Genomic DNA, 19,142 nt, shown 5'->3' with positions numbered 1-19,142 from the left:
AAATTGCATCGATGGTATAAATCCTCCTTCACTCGGCAGTCCTCGCAGAACTGTGGAATACAACAGTGATCCGCAAAGGCACGAAGATTATTGTGATTGTGTTCCCACCGTGCACACCTACCTGATTGTGAAAACAAACGACCGTTTAGCCGAGCGCACCATCGACATCTATCTGCAAATTGCAGAGACGGCGAGGCTGAGCGGTGAATCTAATATGGTAGATTGTATGCTTCTGGCTGCATACGAAGAGATCGCAAAAAGTGATTTTGCCATTGCGATTAAGGCGCAGACAAGGTTAGCAGAGCTGCTGACCATCCAAAATCATCTCACTAAAGCGGAAGAGATTTTCACACTAGCACTGAAAAACGCAACCAAGAATAGCGCCGACATCTGGCTGCAGGCACGCATTCACGATGGTCTTGCCGAAGTCTACATCCGACTTTCAGATCTGCATAGGGCAAGAAGAAAATGCCAACAAGCAATTAGAATCATCAGCAAAATAACCGGGTGTGACCCAAGTTTATTACTTTCTCGAAAGAGAAAGCTGGCATTGATAAACATGTTACTGGGACACGACGTAGGTGCTGAGGAAGTCGGCGCCTTACTGCGGTTTAGGACAGTTTAGTTAAGTTCGCCGAGTCTCTTTTTGATCAATTCAGCCAATTTAGGAAACTGTTTCAGTACTTCTGCATTTCTTGCCTCTGTCGGATCACCAGTAACCGCGCGTACTACTTCAGCAAAAGCTTCTTCTCTGCCGTCTTTGCCGTGATTTCCCTTCTGAAGGAAATACTTTTCGGACTCTTTTGTTTCCTTAGACATCTTTGCGACATCTTGATCGAAAGCGGCTTTGAACACTGCCGAATGCGAATAATCATTGAGCATATGATCTATCATGTGCCCAACCTCGTGCCTGACAGTGCCTTCAATGTCATCAGTCAGTCCAGAGCGCGTCTTCTCAGCAATTATCGCAAGTTCCAATTTCTTCCCATTTTTGCCAATCAGTTGTTGCTCCGATCCGCCGGAATCATCACCCGTTTCTCCTTTCTCATAACCGCGAGGTCTTTCCTTCGCCTGGGCCGGGTCCACGTCTGACATTTTTCCAGCAATCGCAATTACTGAGTCGTTTTTAGCAAGCAACTTGCGGACTGACTCCGGCAGCCTGGCAATCTCGTCTTTGACCTGTTGAACAAATTCCGGGCTAGCCTTGACGACAGCTATCGTTGGACTAATGCGCTCACCTTTGCTATTAAAGAACTGTTCCGCATAGTCACCCTTCGCATCTTGCTCGTGCACTGTTTTGTTGCCGTCAGCATCGTATGTAGTCTCCTTGAAGCTGTGGTTCTTCTTCTCTTGCCGCTCTTTCACAAGCTTCCCAGAAGGATCGTAATTCTTAGTTTCGGAACTACCGTCCCTCTTATTGACTGTATGAGTCGTCTTCCACGTACCGGATTTGTCGACCTTCGATTCTGTATAACTGCCATCTGCTTTCTCGTCGTGAAAAACGATTGAGCCATCCGCAGTATTCAACTTGCGCTGAGAAAAGCTGCCGTCACTGTTCTTCGCGTATTTAAATACGAGCGTTCCATCTTGATCGAAGTGACTTAGAGTTTCTGACCCATCTCTATTGATTTTGTCGTCAACGTAACCGCCATTATTATCTGCAAAGTGGCTGATGGAGCTTTTCTTGCCGTCTTTGTAAGTCGTCTGCTCCTTGAAATTTCCATTCGGGTATTCGTCTCTGACTCGAAGTGAACCGTCAGAGCCTTTCTCGCGTATTGAAACATGGCCATTTGCGTCGACCTTCCATTCAGAGTAAGTGCCGTCGCGATTATCCGTGCGCTTAAAGACAAGCTTGCCGCTAGGATCATACGTTGATACTTCAGTTGAACCATTGGCTCCGGAGCCTGTATCAGTGTGCCCGCCATCGGGATTCTTTCGGGTCTTAACAGCTTCCTGTCCTTTAACAGACGATGACTGCGCAGGGCTTATCGGCTCAAGCCTGGCATTGACTGTACCCGTTTTAGAATCTAAAAATGGACTGGAAAACATCAAAAATTCGCCAGCAGACTGGGAAGTCTTTGGCAGGTTCGCAGTCTTCATACTGTCCCACACTGAACTGGAAAGCGAGCCGGCAGCACTATCATGATTGCGATTCCCTTGATGTTCGTGAACATCTGGCTTCGCAGACTTGATTGGCTGAGTCTCAACAGACATGCGAATTTCCTCCGAAGCGGCTGCCGCTGAGCAAAACCGTATCGGTCGAGTGAGTGAAGTAACTGTAGTAATAGGGCTTCAGTTAGTTGAAGCTTAGCCTTAGAAAGTTACCAACACATTACTATGCTTTTGTAGCCAAATAACCAACAACGATTCCGCCCTGTCGGGCAGAAACTCGGTTGCCAGTCATCTGGATAACAGCAGCATCTAATCAAAGCCAAACGTCTTCATAACACATACTAGCCCCTCTACTAATACAAATAGCAGAAAGAAGCCCAAAAAAAGTGGTGGGTCGAGTGGTGCCGGATTACTCCAACACTACTCGACCCTGAGTCAGCGCAATTTTAGAGCTTGCGCAACCGGCTTGAGAACTTGATCGTTACCGGTCTTCCTTTCTGGGCGGCGGAGTCAATCACAACACGCACGCTCTTGCCCTTGCGAAGCACCGTGCCCGAACGACATTCAACACGCCGGTCCGTCTCGAGCAAAACTACGTCCTGCCCCGGCTGAGTCGCACGCACAGTGATACTGTTTTTCGTTTCACGCATCAACTCGGCGGTCGACCAGACTATTGTTGCAGTCAAGCTTTCAGAAGGCGACGCTCCCTCAGCAGCGCAGGGCAAAATAAAGCCCGAGCGAGCCGGAACGGTCAAGCGTCTTCCTCCGAAGCTTTTCTTGCCGGCCTTTCGCACCGTAACCGAAACCGCATTCGGTGCCACATTGATGAGATGCAACAGCTCCAGTCCATTGCCGGACCGGGTCGGAACCAGCATGACTCCCGGGGCATCCGCATCAAGGCGATAAGTCGGAGTCACTCCAATTGAGTCCATGAGGTCTCTATAGAAACTGAGATGCACAGGATAATCGCATCCCAGCACAGTCACTCGACCATTGCCAAACCGAACGCTAGCGGCGCAGGGCAAACCGCTCTCAATCTCAGTCAGGAACGGTTCAAGCTGGCTGCCGTCACGAGCAGCAAGCAATTGGGCGAAGGATGCACGCACCTCTGGTCGTGGCGCCGCCCAGCCGTGAGCGCGAATGCTTGGCCAGTAGTTCCCTCTGGCAGTCACTTCGTCGAAAACGCGTCCGGCGGACCGCAAACCGATCGCATCCGCCAGCACCGTGCATGGTGCACCATCATGATCAAGGTCGGGTAGCAGTCCAACCAGCAAGAGCGTACCGCCAGCGCGAACATAGTCAACGAGCCGCTCCTGGACATCTCGGCCCAGAGTGCTGCCCGTGGCAAGTATCAGTGCGCGCGTGGAAGGCGTCGCCGACTGCAGATTGACTGCCGGGAACGAGAAGCCGTTGAGAAGCAGCGAACGCACCAGCACATCGCGACGTCCGGCGCCACGATATCGCTCGAGCTCAACCGCCTGCGCAGCACGCTCTTGCGACCCCTGGAAACGGTATTCCGTCAGGTAGTGATCGGGAACGAAGCCGATCGACACGTCATCGAACTGCTGCTGCGAATCGGCAAGCAGATGCTCGATGCCACGCAGCGAGTTGGTCAGCCGAACCATTCCACCATAAGCGGCGTTGAGTGCGCCTTCGGGACTGACGGGCGCCGCGAATCCATGACGCTGCCCGGTGAAGGCGATGCGATCGATGCCGTCTCCGGTGCTCGGCAGCGGCGGGTTTTCGCCACCGCAGTGCAGGTAGAAATTGAGCAGCCGATTGCCCTGCGCGATGCACAGACGAGCCTTCAATTCAGCCGCCTCGGGCGTGTAGAGCTGGCTGAGATCGTCACCGTAGTTACCGTTGCCGGCTTCGAACTCCAGCGACGTGAGCGGCTGGTCCGGTCCCTGCACAGACTCCATGAAGGCGTTGACCAGGTAGAGATCGGGCAGATTGCAAACGGTCAGGTCGCCGAGATAGATATCGGAACCCGCTGTCATCTGCGGCTGATCTCGATAGGACTCGAACAACTGGCTGATACCAATCGGGAATGTCAATCCGCGATTGCCACCAGTGCCGTGCACATTGATCACGAATGGGACGCCCGAGACACCATGCGCCTCTGCCATACCACGCAAAGTCTGCACATAGCGCCTGAAGCGATCGCGCATGAAAAGACCGATGTCGTGATGCAGGGCGAGAGAAGCGCCTGCCGGATTTCTCAAGGCGTCCGCCCATTCACGAGGCATGTTGACGTCAGCACCGATGCGGGCAGACGCGACTTCAACGCCATAACGCTTCAGGCACCACTGCCGCATCTCCTCACAGGCATGGTCGCTGAGGTCGGGGCAGTTCGACACCCACTGCAACATACCAATCTCGTTGTCGAGCTGCACAGCGATGATCGGTCCGCCGCACGTCTTGAGACGTGAAGCGATGACGGGCATGACCACGTCATACCACTGAGCCACACCGCCCAGAAAGTCCGGTGCGAGATAGTCGAGAACTCGAGTACTGGTAGGGGCACCCTTCCATGTCACGGGTTGGACGAAGGGAGCCTTGTACATGCGGTATGGAATGCCTTCGTTCTTCAACTCGGCCATGACGAAGGGGCCGGGTCGAACGATGACATTCAAGCCGTAGCTGGCGCACAGGTCGATGAAACCAGGCAGGTCGCGCTGCGGATCAGTGCGACCGGTAACATCTATATCGCCGTCAGGAAGCTCGTGCCAGATCCACGGGATGTAAGTCGCGACTGTGTCAAAGCCGCTGTTCTTCAGCAGCTGCAGTCGATTCTCCCAGTCGTGCCTGGCCAGGCGGAAATAGTGCACCTCACCTGCAAACAGCTGGCGCGGCACACCGTCTACGAGTATGCGACGCTGACTGAGCTCGACTGAGCCCACACCAACGCTGCTGGGTATTTGTTTCAATTTGCTCATGTCGGCACTCCTTTTGCCGATTTCGTTTGGAGGAAAACCACGATGCAATGATCGGGTTGATACCAGATGCGGTGCTAAAAGCAATTACACCGCACGAGAACGGAAAAGTACTTCTCCCCACTAAAGAGAGAAAGAAGATTCTGAAACGGCAAGAGTTAACGACTTGAGTTCTTTTAAGTCAGAGAAGAGAGGATAGAGATAACTAAAAGCTAGAGCAGTTCAACAGTTCAACGCCAGCAAACTTTTGTATCTTCACAAGACAATAACAATATCGCTGCTACGCTAATCTCTTTACCTGTGCACCGGAACAATGCAAAAAGACAGGCAGAACAACTTGTCATTAGAAATTGACTTTCAGCCAATTCCCAGAGTTATCTCTTGCAAACTCTGCGTCCCACTCAGTATTCACGAATGTGCCGTAATAATGCAGCTTAGCTGAATTCACGCCGATTGTAATGTAAGCCAGATGCAGCGCGTATGCCGCTTCATCCGAAAGCCCCTGCTTCTCCAGCATCTCTTTGTATGATCGATCGGGTTGATTATGTTGAAAATCGCTCTCACACGATTGCTGTACCTGGTTATCGAACTCAGTCAGGCGTAAGAAGACCTCCGTGGCTCGTTCAATCTGCAGATCTCGGCCAAAGTCAGCGTCATTGCTGAAATATAGTTCTAATGGCTCGCCTTCAACTTCATAACAGAGAACAACCGGAGATGGAAGCTCACTCTGGTCCTGACTAAACGACTTCAAAATCTCAGCAAGAGCAGCTGAGACTTCGGCTGCATCATACCTATTTCGTTGAAACAAATTGCTCATAAAGCATCCAGAATATCACTGTTGCCAACAAAACTGCCACCACCTATGAAGGCTATAGACCCTGGAGATCCGATCGGAGTCCGTACTTAGAAATCGATGAAACGGCATCAAACATCTAAAGAAATTGTGTATTCACAAGCAGACACAATCTATTTAACGGCTTACGGTGCGGGTTATCGTGCGGTCACAAAGTGTCGCGCGCTAGACCACTTTATATTCGCCCGTTTATGGGCATACTAAATACGGAGAAAACTGTAGCCAATCGAACACGAGAAGTCCAGCCACGCATCATCCAACACTGACTCGTCCGACTTACAGCGCCGAACGAGCGGGAGAAGCGCATGCAAGAGTGCTCTTGCCATGTAAGCAGATGGAAAGGTCACTCTAAGATGATGATCGTCTCACAAGATGGCACCGCATGCGGCACAGCAGATATTATAGGTAAGCATCAGGAGGAAACATATGAAAAAACTGCACAAACTAGCGATGGTGACGTTGCTCTCTACATGCGCCGCAATACACGCTACACAAGCGAAAGCTGATGAGCGAGATGGCACCATTGAGAGGTATGTCTGCCTTCAAAGTGGCGTCGAACCGGGGCACATAAATGCTGAATACGTCAACCTGAATGCTAACGAAGTGGCTCAAAAGTTTGGTTTTGGCGGCGGTAACATGGCTCTAAAACTCTCAAACGATGGACAATCACGTGGCTTTTATCAAAATTATGCAGGAGGCGCCGCCACATTTGTTCTTGCAAAAAAACAATCCCAATTCAAGATTTACTTCAAACCAGTTGGTGTGAATCAAGATCACTGCAGAGTGTTGGTATGCATTCGCAAGGCAGATGGAGAGATACGTAATCTTGCCGGACAACTGAGCGGATATAAAGCGACGAGTCTTAGCAACGGCTGGTACTCAGTCGGTGGAGACCTGAATAACTACAATGGGGAATTCACCGGTGCCACCATCAACCGCATTAGCTTAACCCTCGATAGCGCCGGAGACAATGGCTACATCCTCATGGGCAACACCCAGGTCTTAAGCAAAAAGGAGCTGCTCGACCCATCCAAGCTGGTGATGGACGCCGCGTCATGCACCAATACTCTGGTCTGCTCCCCATTTTGAATTGTCAGTGCTTCAAAGCCATCTACTGTGTTCCCGGTAGATGGCTTTGAACACTCTAGAGCCTGAAAAGCCCTTGCAGTCAAGCTGCGAGCATTGGCAAAAGTCACGCCTTTGATTCTAAACAAATGGTGTATTCACAACCAGATACATTTTCTCTATCAGCTGCTCATGCGGGTTTGATTGCAACCTCTCATAAGTATTCAAATAACTGACTTTATAGCAAAGCAGAACATGGGCATAGTAATTACAGAGAGAGGCTGCAGCCACTTGCCCACAGCGCAATGGTCACAGTCACCATAAAACAGACACTCACTTAGTCGGAATTCACTCCGAAGAAGAGAATCAATGCGCAGCACGGGCAAATCGCAGGTGCGATCGCGGAGGACGAAGAGAAATTTGCATCGAGCCGCCACCATATGCGAAGCACAGGCTATTATATTGCAGCCAGCTCGCGTCGCGGATTTCAAAGTCATACAAAGTAATCAGTTAGCCAAGGAGGCATTATGAATAAAATTGTCAAGTTAGCCGTGGGTTCCATGCTGTCGATATGCGCTGCCACTATGGGCAGTGCAGCTATGGCAGATGAACGAGATGGCACAATCGAACGATTCACTTGCCTTGACACTGGCGTACCAGCAGGTCACCTGCAATCGACTTACGTCAAGCTGATTGGCCCAAATCAAGGAAAAAAATATGGATTTGGTGGTGGCGACACGGCCATCAGCCTCAGTAACGACGGTTACTCGGGGGGCACATTCTACACAGGCACCGGCAGTGCGGCCAATTTCATTCCCCAGAAGAAATCACCAGGACCTCGCTTCAGCATCTATTTCAAACCCGTTGGTGTCAACATCTCGAATGTTCGCGTGTATGTATGCCTGAGGCGCTTAGATGGACGCAATGATTATCTTCTCGGCACACTGGGTAGTTTCCATCCAGCCCAGATTAAAGATGGGAATGGATGGTACGTTGCTTCCGAGGATCTGGATAGCTTCAACGGAAATTTCAAAGGTGCGAACATAGAACGAATCAGCGTCGTCTTGAATGCTCGCGGAGACGACGGGTACATTTTAGTCGGCAATACTCAAGTGTATGGTCGAAAAGACCTCCTGGATCCTTCCACCCTGGTTATGGATGAAGTGCCGTGCACTTCCAGCCTGACTTGCGGAGCCCTGGTGCAAAACTAAATTCCCCTCTACTCCCATTTTGAACCTACCTCGTCCGAAGCGCATTCAAAATGGGAGTAGTCATGCAGACTGAAACAGATAGCAACTATATAAATTAATAGATTTGAGGCAAAAGCCAAACCCCGGGAAGGGGTCTGGCTTAAGGTCCAGCTAAGATGAATTTATGAGCCGCCCAGCGCATGATCGGCGCAGCACCATATCTGGTGAAGCAACCTTTCACATCTCAGGGCAACAAACTACTGGACAGACGAGTCCACTGCCTGAAGGTTGCTACCTCAGCCAGTTTCGAACATAGTTGCCGACCAGCTGCGACACAGTCACGACTTCGAGCAACCAGAGAATTGTGTGTCCACCTTCGGGGTCCACGTGCTGGAAACACAGGCAGGCGAAGCCATAACCCATGAGACCACCGATGATTTGACGGAAGGGCTTGCCGGGGGCAGAGACGCCGCAGATGTCGCGACTGTCCATGAACCCGATTGCAATGCCCCAGGCAAGTCCGGCCGTAAGCCAGAACAAGGCGATTTGCCATAGTGCCATGATGTATCCTTCTCGAAAAATGCCACCGCATGTGAAGACAGTCACGTGACTGCCGCATGCGGTGGCAAGTTTAGTTTCGTTTAGACTCTAACTCTGAACGAGAGCCCGGAGACTAGTTCTGATAGAAGGTGCCGCCCTGACGCGCCTTCTCGACGAGCAGATTGGCAGGCGAGTAGTTCGCCCCCGAAACCTGCGCCAGGAAGGTGAGCTTCTGGGAAGCATTCTGAAGACCGGTCTGATCAGCGTAACGCAGCAACCCGCCCGTGAAGGGAGGGAAGCCCGTGCCGAAGATCATGGCCAGGTCCAGCTGGGAGGGATCGCTGACGATGCCCTCTTCCATCACCCGAGCTGCTTCGTTGACCATCGCGAGCACGAGCCGATCGCGGATCTCGCCGGTGGTCTTGGGATTGCGCGGCGCCTTGATGGCAGCCACGACATCCGGGTTGAAAACGTACTTCTTGACCTTCTTCTTGCGCCAGCCCTTGCCGATCTTCTCGATATAAGACTTGCGCCGGCCACCGGGAGCATCGTAGACGTAGATACCCTTGCCGCCCTTGCGACCGACGATCTTGAGGGCGTTGATAGCCTCCATGATCGCAGGCGGAGACATGCGATCGCCGAGGGCATCATGCAGAACATGAATGACCTTCTCGGAGATGTCGAGCCCGACCTCATCGAGCAGCTCGAGCGGACCCATCGGCATGCCGAAGTCCTTCATCGCCTTCTCGATGTCCTCGAGCGGCACACCTTCCTGCATGAGCAGAATGGCCTCGCGCAGGTAGGGGGCGAGAATGCGGTTGACGACGAAACCGGGAGCGTCGGCGGTGACGACAACGGTCTTGCCCAGCTTCATGGCGAATGCCCGAGCCAGAGCCGCTGCCTCTTCCGACGTCTTCTCGGTCTTCACGACCTCGACCAAAGGCATCTTGTGCACCGGGTTGAAGAAGTGCAGCCCGAGCACGTTCTCGGGGTGCCGAGCCTTCTCGCCCATCGTCGTCACAGAGAGCGACGACGTGTTGGTGGCAAAGATGAAAGGCTTGCTGATGACGCGCTCGAGCTCGACGAGCACATCCTGCTTCACCTTCATGATCTCGACCACCGCCTCGACGACGAGGTCGCAATCAGCCAGGTCAGCGAAGTCGCAGGTGCCCTTGAGCATCGCCATCTTCGCGTCGACGTCGGCCTGAGACATCTTGCCCTTCTCGACGAGACCATCGAAGAGCCCCTTGATGGTGGCAACGCCCTTCTCGACGAACTCGGGCTTGATGTCCTTGAGCACCACCTCGTAGCCGGCATAGAGAGCCGACTGCGCGATGCCTGCGCCCATGACGCCGGCGCCGAGAACACCGACCTTCTTCACATTGATGCTGGGCGCAAAGCCTTCCGGCATGCGCTTCGAATCGGTCTGGGCGGCCCAGATGCCGACCAGGTTGTGCGAAACCGAAGTGACGGCGAGACGTCCGAACGCCTGAGATTCAGCCTCGTAGGCGTCTTCGAGCGACTGGTTGTAGGAGTTGATGATCACCTTCGCCGCCTCGTAAGGCGCGAGGAAACCCTTGCTCTTCGACTTGACCATGGGCAGGGCCTGGCTGGCGAGCAGCTTGCGACCGATGCCCGTGCCTTCCAGCGCTGCATCCTTGAAGCTCAGGGCACGCTTGCCACGCTTCGGATTGCCGCTCAGAGCGATCTCCTCAGCGCGAGAAGCGAGCTTCTCGACGTCGACCAGCTCATCGACCAGACCGAGGCGATACGCCTTGTCAGCGTCCACCTGACCGCCTGTGGTGATGATCTTGAGCGCCTCCTGGATGCCGATCAGACGCGGCAGACGGATGCACCCACCCCAGCCGGGCAGGAAACCAAGCTGGATCTCGGGCAGACCGATCTTGGTCTTGCTGCTCTTGGTCGCGATGCGGAACTTGCACGCGAGCGAGAGCTCAGTGCCGCCACCCAGGCAGATGCCGTTGATGGCGGAAACAGTGTTGAAGGGCAGAGCCTCGATCTTGGCGAGGATCATCTTGCCCATCTTGGCCGCCTCATAAGCCTTGATGGAAGGCTGATTCTGAAGCGCCCGAATGTCCTTGATGTCGGCGCCGGCGACGAAGTTGTCGCTCTTGCCGGAAATAATCACGAGCCCCTTGACGGAGGAATCGCCTGCGACCTGGTCGAGAACGTCGTTCAGTTCTCGCATCACCGTCTCGCCCAGCAAGTTCATCTTGCTGTCGGGAAGGTCGAGGGTGACAAGCGCAACTCCGCTCGGAAGGAGCGTTTTGGTAATAGCGGTAGCCATATTTGACCTCTTTCTTTTTTCTTGAACGCCTGATGAGCGTCGCGCGTAGTGCGCTGAGATTACGGAAGCTCGATCAGGGTTGCGATGCCCATGCCGCCGCCGATGCACAGCGCAGCGATGCCGCGCTTGAGGCCCCTGAGCTTGAGCTCATGGGCGAGAGTGAGGATAACCCGGGCGCCCGACATGCCGATCGGGTGACCCATGGCGATGGCGCCGCCGTTGACGTTGACCTTCGAGCGGTCGAGACCGAGAAGCTTCTCGCAGCCCAGGTACTGAGCGGCAAAAGCCTCATTGATCTCGATCAGGTCGATGTCGGCCAGCGTCATATTGTTCCGCGCCAGAAGCTTGTTGATGGCCACCACAGGACCCAGCCCCATCTGCTCGTGGTCGATGCCGGCGACTGCGTAGTCGACCAGCTCGGCGAGCGGAGTGAGACCATGCTCCTGCACCTTCTCGTCAGATGCCAACACGAGCGCGCAGGCACCGTCATTGATACCAGAGCTGTTGCCGGCCGTGATCGAACGAGTCTTGAGCACCGTCGGCAGGGCCGAGAGCTTCTCCAGGCTCGTCGAACGCGGGTGCTCGTCACGAGCGAAGAAGCCGCGACCGGGAATCTCGATCGGGTCGATCTCGAGGTCGAAACGGCCAGACTTAACGGCCTTGTTGGCCAGCTCCTGCGAGCGCAGGGAGTACTCGTCAGCCGCCTCGCGCGTGATGCCGTAGGTGTCGGCAACGCGCTGAGCGGTGCCTGCCATGTAGACCGACTTCATGTCCCAGACCAGACGCGTCGGGGCAAGCCCGTTGTCAGCCATCTTGAACAGAGCCGGGAAGGGACCGAGGCGCACGATCTTGGGGAAGCGCTTGGCCATGAAGCCCTTCCAGCGGTTGCTGCCGTCGATCAGGTAGGGCACGGTCGACATCGACTCGGCGCCGCCGACGAGCACGATGCCCGCGCGTCCGAGCTGAATCTTGTCCATGCCGAGGTTGGTCGACTCCATACCGGAGCCGCACTGGCGCTGCACGGTCAGTGCAGGCACCGAGTCGGGAATGCCGGCTTCCATGGCCGCCACACGCGCCGTGTTGAGCGTGTAGGAGGTCTGATAACCGTGCCCGAAGATGACATCGTCGATCGCATTGCCTGTGATGCCGGCGCGACGAAGCGCATGCTTCATCGAATGAGCACCAAGTTTGTCGACGGTGAGACCGCGAAGCGACTTGCCGAAAGAACCGATCGGGGTCCGGCTGCCACTGACGAGCCAGACTCTTTTCCTGTCGTTCATTGGTATTCTCCTTTGGAGAACAGCGTGGGTGCGTAAGCACCACTGTTCTTAGTTTTGTGCCGACGAGAGAGCCGACACTGAAGTTACTTTATCCCAGTTTGAAACAGTTGTGTGCACGTGCCTGTCCTGCTGAAAACCAGGTGAGGACTCCGAAGCTACCTCCGCTGAGAACTGTATCGCGGACTTTCGTCCACTCCAGGTCTGAACGGGCTTCTGTCTTGGCCTGGTTTCCACATAGCTAGAACAGTTTGTGCTCACGCATGAGCTGCTCGGTCAAGCGCGTCAGAACGCCTTCCTCCGAGAACTTGCACATGGACTCGATGCGCTGGAATGCGGAGACGACGACCATCATCATCTCCAGTTGTTCGCCGTCGAGTACGCCCGCCCTGGCGAGCTGTTGCACCGCGGCCACGTAGCCGGCCATGACGGCCCGCCACTTCTGGTCGCGTGTGAGGGTAAACTGCAGCGAGCGGAAGAAGCCCAGATCGGGCTTGATCAGCACTGCTACATCATCTTCGGTGAGCACCTTCTCCTCAATGTGGGGGACACAGTTGCCACCGCAGAGCAGCCCCCAGAGCCTGGTCAGGCGCTGAGACCACTTGCTGTCATCGTCGCCGGCATCGACGCCGATGATGTTCTCCGGCAGAGCACTCATGTGCTCAATCGGCAGCGCGATCGGGCAACGCCCTTCGCGAGTCAAGGCGCCGTCGAAGAGAAAACGTCCCTTGTAGGGCACAGCCGAGATGATGCCAGGTACAGCACAGCTCGCCCGCACAGCCAGGCCCAGAGGCGCAGGCTTGCTGGAGAGTACGTTGCGCTTGCCCTGCGGCGTCAACTCGAAGACACCATCTTTGGTGAAGAAAATCTTGTTGTCGCCCTGGACAGCCATTGTCCAGTAACGATCGGGCCAGACCGGCACCTTCTCATCGAGGTACACGCCGAGCTTCTCGGAACTCATAACGCCCTTGCGCGGACGAGTCTGAGCGAGACGACCCTGCATGATGTAAGCGAGAAGAATGCGACCGATGCTGCCGTGACGGGTAAGCATGCTGGAGAAGTCGATGTCTACGGCAAGACGGAGAGTCTCAACGCCGCCCAGACCGGCTGCGAACATGGCAGTCGGAATGGAACCACCGCTGATTCCGCCTATTGACACGAACTCTTTGAGACCCGCCTGCTCTATGGCGGCAATTGCTCCAGCGCTACCGAGAATCGCTCGCGAGCCTCCGCTGCTGCAAACCAGGTGAATCTGATTCGAGGCAGAGAGACGGCGAGCACCAGAGCCAAACTTCGGCTTCATGGCGCGCTCCTGTGTCTCAGACCAATGGGGCCGCTTGCTACGCGGGGTTAAATCTCCATCGGTGCTGTTGGTTGACCTCGCGTGAAAACGAGGTTGGGGGAGGTTAGAAAGTTAATGGGGTTGAAAGAAAGGGCTTTGGTGACTGAAAGAAAATGAAGACAGATAACTCAGACATCCTATGAACGTGATCTAGTAATGAACAAGCTCATGATGGAAGCTGTAGTTGAAAATCACTTGAAGTAAAAAGCTGCACAGATATCGCTTAAGCGGTTAGCTCAACTCGTCTAGATATTCAGAGATGGTTATCAAGAAGAGTCGGGCGCCGTTTTCTGAAGCTCTCTCCAATATCGATTTGAGTTAGACCCGAAATGCTTAAACAGTGCTGCGGTAAGCACAAAAAACTGCGCCGCCGCCTGCCACCAGATGCGACACCACAAGAGAAGTGGTTTAACCAATCACGGACAAAGTTGCAAAGATGTTCTAGCTTGCGTTTGTTGTAATGGTCTGTAACGAGAGACGCGAGCAAGCTCACTGGATCACACTTTACGATGCTTGTTCACCTTTGCAACCTTTTCGTTACAATCAGCTCTTGTGGACGGGTCAAAAACCCGAGCGCAAAGCAATAAAGCGTTCCAACAGAGCTCTTGAAGAGACTCCGCGCCAGCGCGCGGAGTTTTCTAATTCCATTTGAAGTACTGAAGGCCACTTATGTAGCTTGTAGAAGTCTCTCAATGTTTCCACCCTTCCCCCTAGCTTTAATTTCTCGAAAGCGCCCTACCAGTACCTGATCCTCAACGCACTCCATTTTTGGAAGAGTGTGGTGGCGGATACGGTGCTGTTATTTCTGCCGAGAGCTTAGTTAATCAGTCCGGAGTGTTCCCTCAAGACGCCAACTTTCGGAGGGCTACGCAAGTGCATGGTCATTTGCGCAGCCGGCCGATTGCTTGAGCCACTCCCAAACGAGCCGAGAAACCGGCTTGGAGAATAAAAAATGGCACAGCATCTAAACGAATCGCTCGTGCGCCGTTTCTGGACGCACGTGTTTGAAAAGCCTGAAAAGCCCGCAGTTTTTGTGAAGAATCAGGCACCATCCGAGACCCGCATCGTCGGTGGTGCTCATGCCCTCATTCCTCCTGTGATCGTGCGCGTCAAGCCCAAGGCTTACCGCACTCTCACGTGGAAGGAGAGCGGGCACATCGTCGCAGAATTGATGGCTTACTTGACCGCGCACGGTTTCCAGAAAGGTGACCGCGTCGCGATTCTCGCCTGGAACTCACCTGAGTGGGTCTGGACCGACCTCGCCGTGCAGAGCCTCGGCGGTGTAACAGTTCCCATCTACCCCAACACATCCGCGGAGGGAGCCTGTGAGATCCTCCTGGATGCGCAAGCAAAGTTTCTTCTCTCCGATGACCTGGGACAGCTCTACAAGGCAGCTGCCGTCGAGCACCAGATCGTAGGCTTCCATGCAGCCCTGTTCTCACAAGCGCTGAGCAACGCCCCTGACTATGCGGGTCGCAATGCATCTCCCGACACACCCTTCGGGTCTCACCCGAAGCTGAAGTTCGGAGAGGCCGCAACCCGAGTTTTCCACACTGTGCAATACGAGCACATCTGCTACGACCGCTTCGCCACCATCGACCCCAACCAGACGGCAACAATCATCTACTCGTCTGGGTCGACCGGCAAGCCCAAAGGTGTGCCCCTATGTCACGGGAATATAGCCGCAGCTTGCCAGGCTCTGGTACGCCACGGCTTCAACTTCAGTGAGACTGACGTCTACCTGAGCTACTTGCCGCTCGCTCACGTTTATGAGCGCGTCAACGGCATGGGCATGTGTCTCTGGAATGCTGTTCCGACTGCCTTCTGTCGCACCGACGAACTGGCCGACACACTTCCTGTTGTGCGTCCGACCATTCTCATTGGCGTACCAGCAGTCTGGCGCAAGATCAAGGACAAGATCAGCCATGAGCTGAGCACCGCCTCCGGTATCAAGGCGAAGATGATTGCCTGGGCCTTCGATGACTCGGCAACCTTCAACCCCCTCACCGCGACGCGCCGTCGTCTCGCTCAAATGGTCGTCTATAAGACGATCCGCGGCAAGCTCGGTGGTCGCCTGCGCCTGCTCATGTCGGGCGGTGCGGCAATCAACCCCGAGGTGATCGCGTTCTTCAACAGGCTGGGTCTCAATCTTCGCCAGGGTTACGGCATGACTGAGACCACAGGCGGCATCGCCGCCGAGACCAACGAAAGCAATCGTAAGGGCTCGGTTGGAAGGATGATCGATTGCGTTGAGGTCAAGTTCGTTGTCAACGAAGACAACCCCGACCCGACGAAACAGATTATCTACCTGCGTGGTGACGCCATCATCAAGAACTATCACAACCTGCCCGACGTCGACGCGAAATCGTTCGACAACGACGGCTGGTTCAACACAGGCGACCTGGGCTGGATGGATGAGGACGGTTTCCTCTACATCACCGGTCGCAAGAAGCGTGAAGGCAAAACGCAACAGGGCAAGTACTATTCGCCCGAGAACATCGAGAACGCCTTCGACGGCAGCGCCATCGTTCAATACGTGGTGCCCATCGGAGACGACCGCCCCTTCATCGGAGCGCTCATTTTCGTCAATCAGATCGCAGCCGCAGCACTTCTGGCTAAGTCCAATTCGACCGCGACCGTACACGCCGATTCAATGTTCGCCTTCTCCAGGAACACGATTGTTCAAGAAGCGGTCGCCGAGGCAGTCGCCAAGGCCAACGCCACCCTGGAGCACTGGGAGCAAATCGGGCAGTACGAGATCGTTCCCGTTGAAGCAACCGTCGCAAATGGTCTGCTCACGCCAACTCTCAAGATTCGCTCTGAGAAGGCAATGGAGAAGTTCAAGGATCTCATCGATCTGATCTTCTCACGGAAGCGCTAAACAAGCGCGTCGACGAGGACTGAAAGAAACTAAAGATTGAGGGAGGGAGGGACGCTGGTTGTCTCTGCCTCTCTCAATTTTTTCTCCAATTTCTACTAACGCTTATAATATAAGCGCGGTTCGAAATTTTCCCTCGCAGAAGACCGGCTCAAACAGCCGATCTCAGCAGATCAACTGTGCGAGAGGTTCAATAATCCAGAGTTGAGAATCGCTATCGACTAAACAGCGAAAGCAACTATTTCGGCTACAGCACTCAGTACAGGAATCGGCTCGAGAACCTTCTTGGCGAACCACACTATCGCGCCAAAAATGAGCTTCTTGAACCATGGACGAATTTGAGATTTCCTACGTTTTTGCACGATTTGATCCTTTCAAATACAGTCACCATGATCATGGTGCCACCACTCCGATTAAGAAGGGGTTAAAGGAAACCGCCAGCGCTGGACTGGTCGAGATGTGGGTAAATTGGATTGGGACATACCATTTCTCCAAATTGAACTACTGCAGATTATCTCGAGACTGTGGACTGCTAAAGGTATCCGATTTCTTCGTTTTCACCCATCCCACCCCGGAACCATCCTATTTATGCCACCCGCGACACTACCGTTCCCGATTCTGTTGAACCCCGACTTAAAAGATCCGCTCTACAAACAACTGTCGGATCAAATTCGCAGTGGAATCCTGAACGGCCAATTAAAGCCGGGTGACTTTCTTCCTGCCACGAGAAATCTTGCCGATGAATTAGGAGTCTCTCGCTTTACGGTAGTGGAAAGTTATCGCACACTCACCTCACAAGGCTATCTGGAAGCCGGTCGAGGAGCCGGGTCACGCGTCAGCCGAGAACTGCCGGATGTAACTGGTGCAGCGCCTGCAAAATCACAACCGGTAAAAAGATCGCAAACAACTCAGTCACCACCGAAACTGTCTCAATATGGCGAACGCATAGTTTCTATTGCCACAGTTGGCGAACAGAACCCGTATTTCACCACCGCTCTAAATTATGGAGGTCTGCCTCTAGACTTGCTTCCACTCTCTCAATGGCGGAGAAAAGTAGCACACTATACGAAATCAACGGACAGCGATGCATTTCAATATTGGAGCGACCCGCAAGGCTACCCACAACTTCGCGAGGCAATCGCCGCTTACATATCGCGGGCCAGAGCAGTAAAAACCTGTGCCGACCAGGTTGCCGTCTTTTCTGGTTATCAGCAGGCTCTGGAGTGTATTGCTCGAGTGCTTCTCAACCCGGGTGATCTGGCAGTCGTCGAGAATCCGGGCTATGTAGGTGCCGGAAGAATTTTTGCTTACCAGGGCGCCAATATTTTTCCTGTCTCTGTCGACGAACAAGGACTGCAGGTTAGTAAGTTGCATGAGATGGCGGAGACGCCCAAAATAATTTTGACCACACCCTCTCTGCAAGAGCCGACTGGTGTGGCCCTGTCGCTGCCAAGACGATTGGAATTGCTCGAATATGCCAGAACCCGCAATATCTACATCATCGAAGATGACTATGACAGCGAGTATCGGTACGGCAGCAGGCCGATTCCGGCCTTGCAATCGCTGGATGAGAATGACAGGGTAATTTATCTGACGACCTTTCGCAAAATGCTATTTCCACTGGTTCGTCTGGCATTCGTTGTTTTGCCACCAGAGCTAGTGCCTGTAGTAAAACTGGCCAAAGCTAGCGGCGAAAAAGATTTGCCTATGCTCGAACAATGCGTCTTGACCGACCTGATCAACGAAGGCGAACTGGAGCGACACATCCAGAAAACCAGAACGGTCTTCAACAAAAGTCGTCAGACTCTAGTGCAAGCAATTGCCCACCATTTCGGGCGAAAGGCGACTATCTCGCGAGAGAATTCGGGCACCCACCTTGTAGTCCGGTTTCACTTGCTGGCGTCAGATGAAGAGATTATCGAAGCCGCTCGAGAATACGAACTCGATCTGGTTAGCACTCGCTATTCCTACATCGACGGGCATGTGACAGCAGGCGAATTCTTATGGTCGTTCATAAACATTCCTGACCAGGGCATCGGACGGCGAGTGCAACAGTTCGCCAGAGCAATCAAGCCGGCCATAATCGGTTAGTTAAGCCCTGAATGAAGGACCCCGTATACGATGCGACCCATATCAACAAGCTGAGAAGAGGTTTCGCCTGCACAATTTTTTCCGATATCGGAAAAAAATCAAAGTTGGAGCCATCAACCCAGACTCGCGCTGCTTGTGCTAATCATTGAGACGTACAAATAGCTGAGGTTTCAAGGTTCATGTGCCACCACGGGTGACGTTACTGGACTGCACTTTTTGACCAAAAAATTTGATTCTCGACATACCAGAAACGTACTACTTATTCATTTTTCAAGACTTTCCTCGCACGAACTTTGTCAGGTCGGAAAAACTGTTATGAACCTGATCTAGCTGTGCGAATCTGAAGGCAAGGTCACGCGCTTCGTTTAACACTTCGAAGGCAACCAGAGCACCCAGATGCTTGAGATTTGGCTAGCGCAAGATGGCACCATTTGTGACTGATTTACAGACAAGAAAAACGTGCATCGTCACCAGTTGCCTTTTGAGCAAAATATCCCCGTCTTCGCGTAGCTCAGATGACTGCGTTACATACTGGCCGGGTTCCGCGGTG

At 53.6% G+C, this 19,142-nt stretch carries 12 protein-coding genes; 5 read left to right on the top strand and 7 right to left on the bottom strand.

What is annotated here, in order from left to right; all coding sequences use genetic code 11:
• Positions 1-52 precede the first annotated feature (52 nt).
• Positions 53-625 (top strand): hypothetical protein, encoded by a 573-nt coding sequence (locus EKK48_09230; protein RTL43074.1) that lies wholly within the window; start codon positions 53-55, stop codon positions 623-625.
• On the opposite strand, the gene EKK48_09225 is transcribed toward EKK48_09230, so the two are convergent.
• The 3 genes from EKK48_09225 to EKK48_09215 form a co-directional block, all read right to left on the bottom strand.
• Positions 622-2,214, bottom strand: a complete 1,593-nt coding sequence (locus EKK48_09225) for a hypothetical protein (protein RTL43073.1) — start codon at positions 2,212-2,214, stop codon at positions 622-624. The two genes, EKK48_09230 and EKK48_09225, sit on opposite strands and share 4 nt — an antisense overlap.
• A 344-nt stretch (positions 2,215-2,558) precedes the next feature.
• Positions 2,559-5,051, bottom strand: coding sequence for a hypothetical protein (locus EKK48_09220; GenBank protein RTL43072.1), 2,493 nt, complete (start codon positions 5,049-5,051; stop codon positions 2,559-2,561).
• 340 nt (positions 5,052-5,391) lie between these two features.
• Positions 5,392-5,865 carry a hypothetical protein gene (locus tag EKK48_09215; GenBank protein RTL43071.1) on the bottom strand — a complete coding sequence of 158 codons (474 nt, stop codon included), beginning with the start codon at positions 5,863-5,865 and terminating at the stop codon, positions 5,392-5,394.
• A 462-nt stretch (positions 5,866-6,327) separates the two neighbouring features.
• Here EKK48_09215 and EKK48_09210 point away from each other — a divergent pair, with 462 nt between their 5' ends.
• Both EKK48_09210 and EKK48_09205 read left to right on the top strand, forming a co-directional pair.
• A complete protein-coding gene (locus EKK48_09210) occupies positions 6,328-6,990 on the top strand; it encodes a hypothetical protein (GenBank protein RTL43070.1) in 663 nt (220 codons plus the stop codon).
• A 503-nt stretch (positions 6,991-7,493) separates the two neighbouring features.
• On the top strand, positions 7,494-8,177 hold the full coding sequence (locus tag EKK48_09205) for a hypothetical protein (GenBank protein ID RTL43069.1): 684 nt from the start codon (positions 7,494-7,496) through the stop codon (positions 8,175-8,177).
• A 270-nt stretch (positions 8,178-8,447) separates the two neighbouring features.
• Here EKK48_09205 and EKK48_09200 read toward each other — a convergent pair whose 3' ends face one another.
• The 4 genes from EKK48_09200 to EKK48_09185 all read right to left on the bottom strand — a co-directional run bounded on the left by EKK48_09200 (position 8,448) and on the right by EKK48_09185 (position 13,584).
• Positions 8,448-8,717, bottom strand: a complete 270-nt coding sequence (locus EKK48_09200; GenBank protein RTL43068.1) for a hypothetical protein — start codon at positions 8,715-8,717, stop codon at positions 8,448-8,450.
• Between the two features lie 112 nt (positions 8,718-8,829).
• The gene (locus tag EKK48_09195; protein RTL43067.1) at positions 8,830-11,004 is read right to left on the bottom strand and encodes a hypothetical protein; all 2,175 of its coding nucleotides are present in this window, start codon (positions 11,002-11,004) and stop codon (positions 8,830-8,832) included.
• 59 nt (positions 11,005-11,063) lie between these two features.
• Positions 11,064-12,284: a thiolase family protein gene (locus EKK48_09190; protein RTL43066.1), complete on the bottom strand. Its 1,221-nt coding sequence runs from the start codon at positions 12,282-12,284 to the stop codon at positions 11,064-11,066.
• Positions 12,285-12,522: 238 nt separating this feature from the next.
• Positions 12,523-13,584, bottom strand: coding sequence for a hypothetical protein (locus EKK48_09185; protein RTL43065.1), 1,062 nt, complete (start codon positions 13,582-13,584; stop codon positions 12,523-12,525).
• Between the two features lie 991 nt (positions 13,585-14,575).
• Here EKK48_09185 and EKK48_09180 point away from each other — a divergent pair.
• Positions 14,576-16,504: a long-chain fatty acid--CoA ligase gene (locus tag EKK48_09180; GenBank protein ID RTL43064.1), complete on the top strand. Its 1,929-nt coding sequence runs from the start codon at positions 14,576-14,578 to the stop codon at positions 16,502-16,504.
• Positions 16,505-17,089: 585 nt separating this feature from the next.
• Positions 17,090-18,592 carry a PLP-dependent aminotransferase family protein gene (locus tag EKK48_09175; GenBank protein RTL43063.1) on the top strand — a complete coding sequence of 501 codons (1,503 nt, stop codon included), beginning with the start codon at positions 17,090-17,092 and terminating at the stop codon, positions 18,590-18,592.
• Positions 18,593-19,142 lie beyond the last annotated feature (550 nt).

It is taken from the genome of Candidatus Melainabacteria bacterium, from assembly GCA_003963305.1.
Classification (GTDB): Bacteria; Cyanobacteriota; Vampirovibrionia; order Obscuribacterales; family Obscuribacteraceae; genus PALSA-1081.
This window is presented reverse-complemented; position numbering and strand designations above follow the sequence as displayed.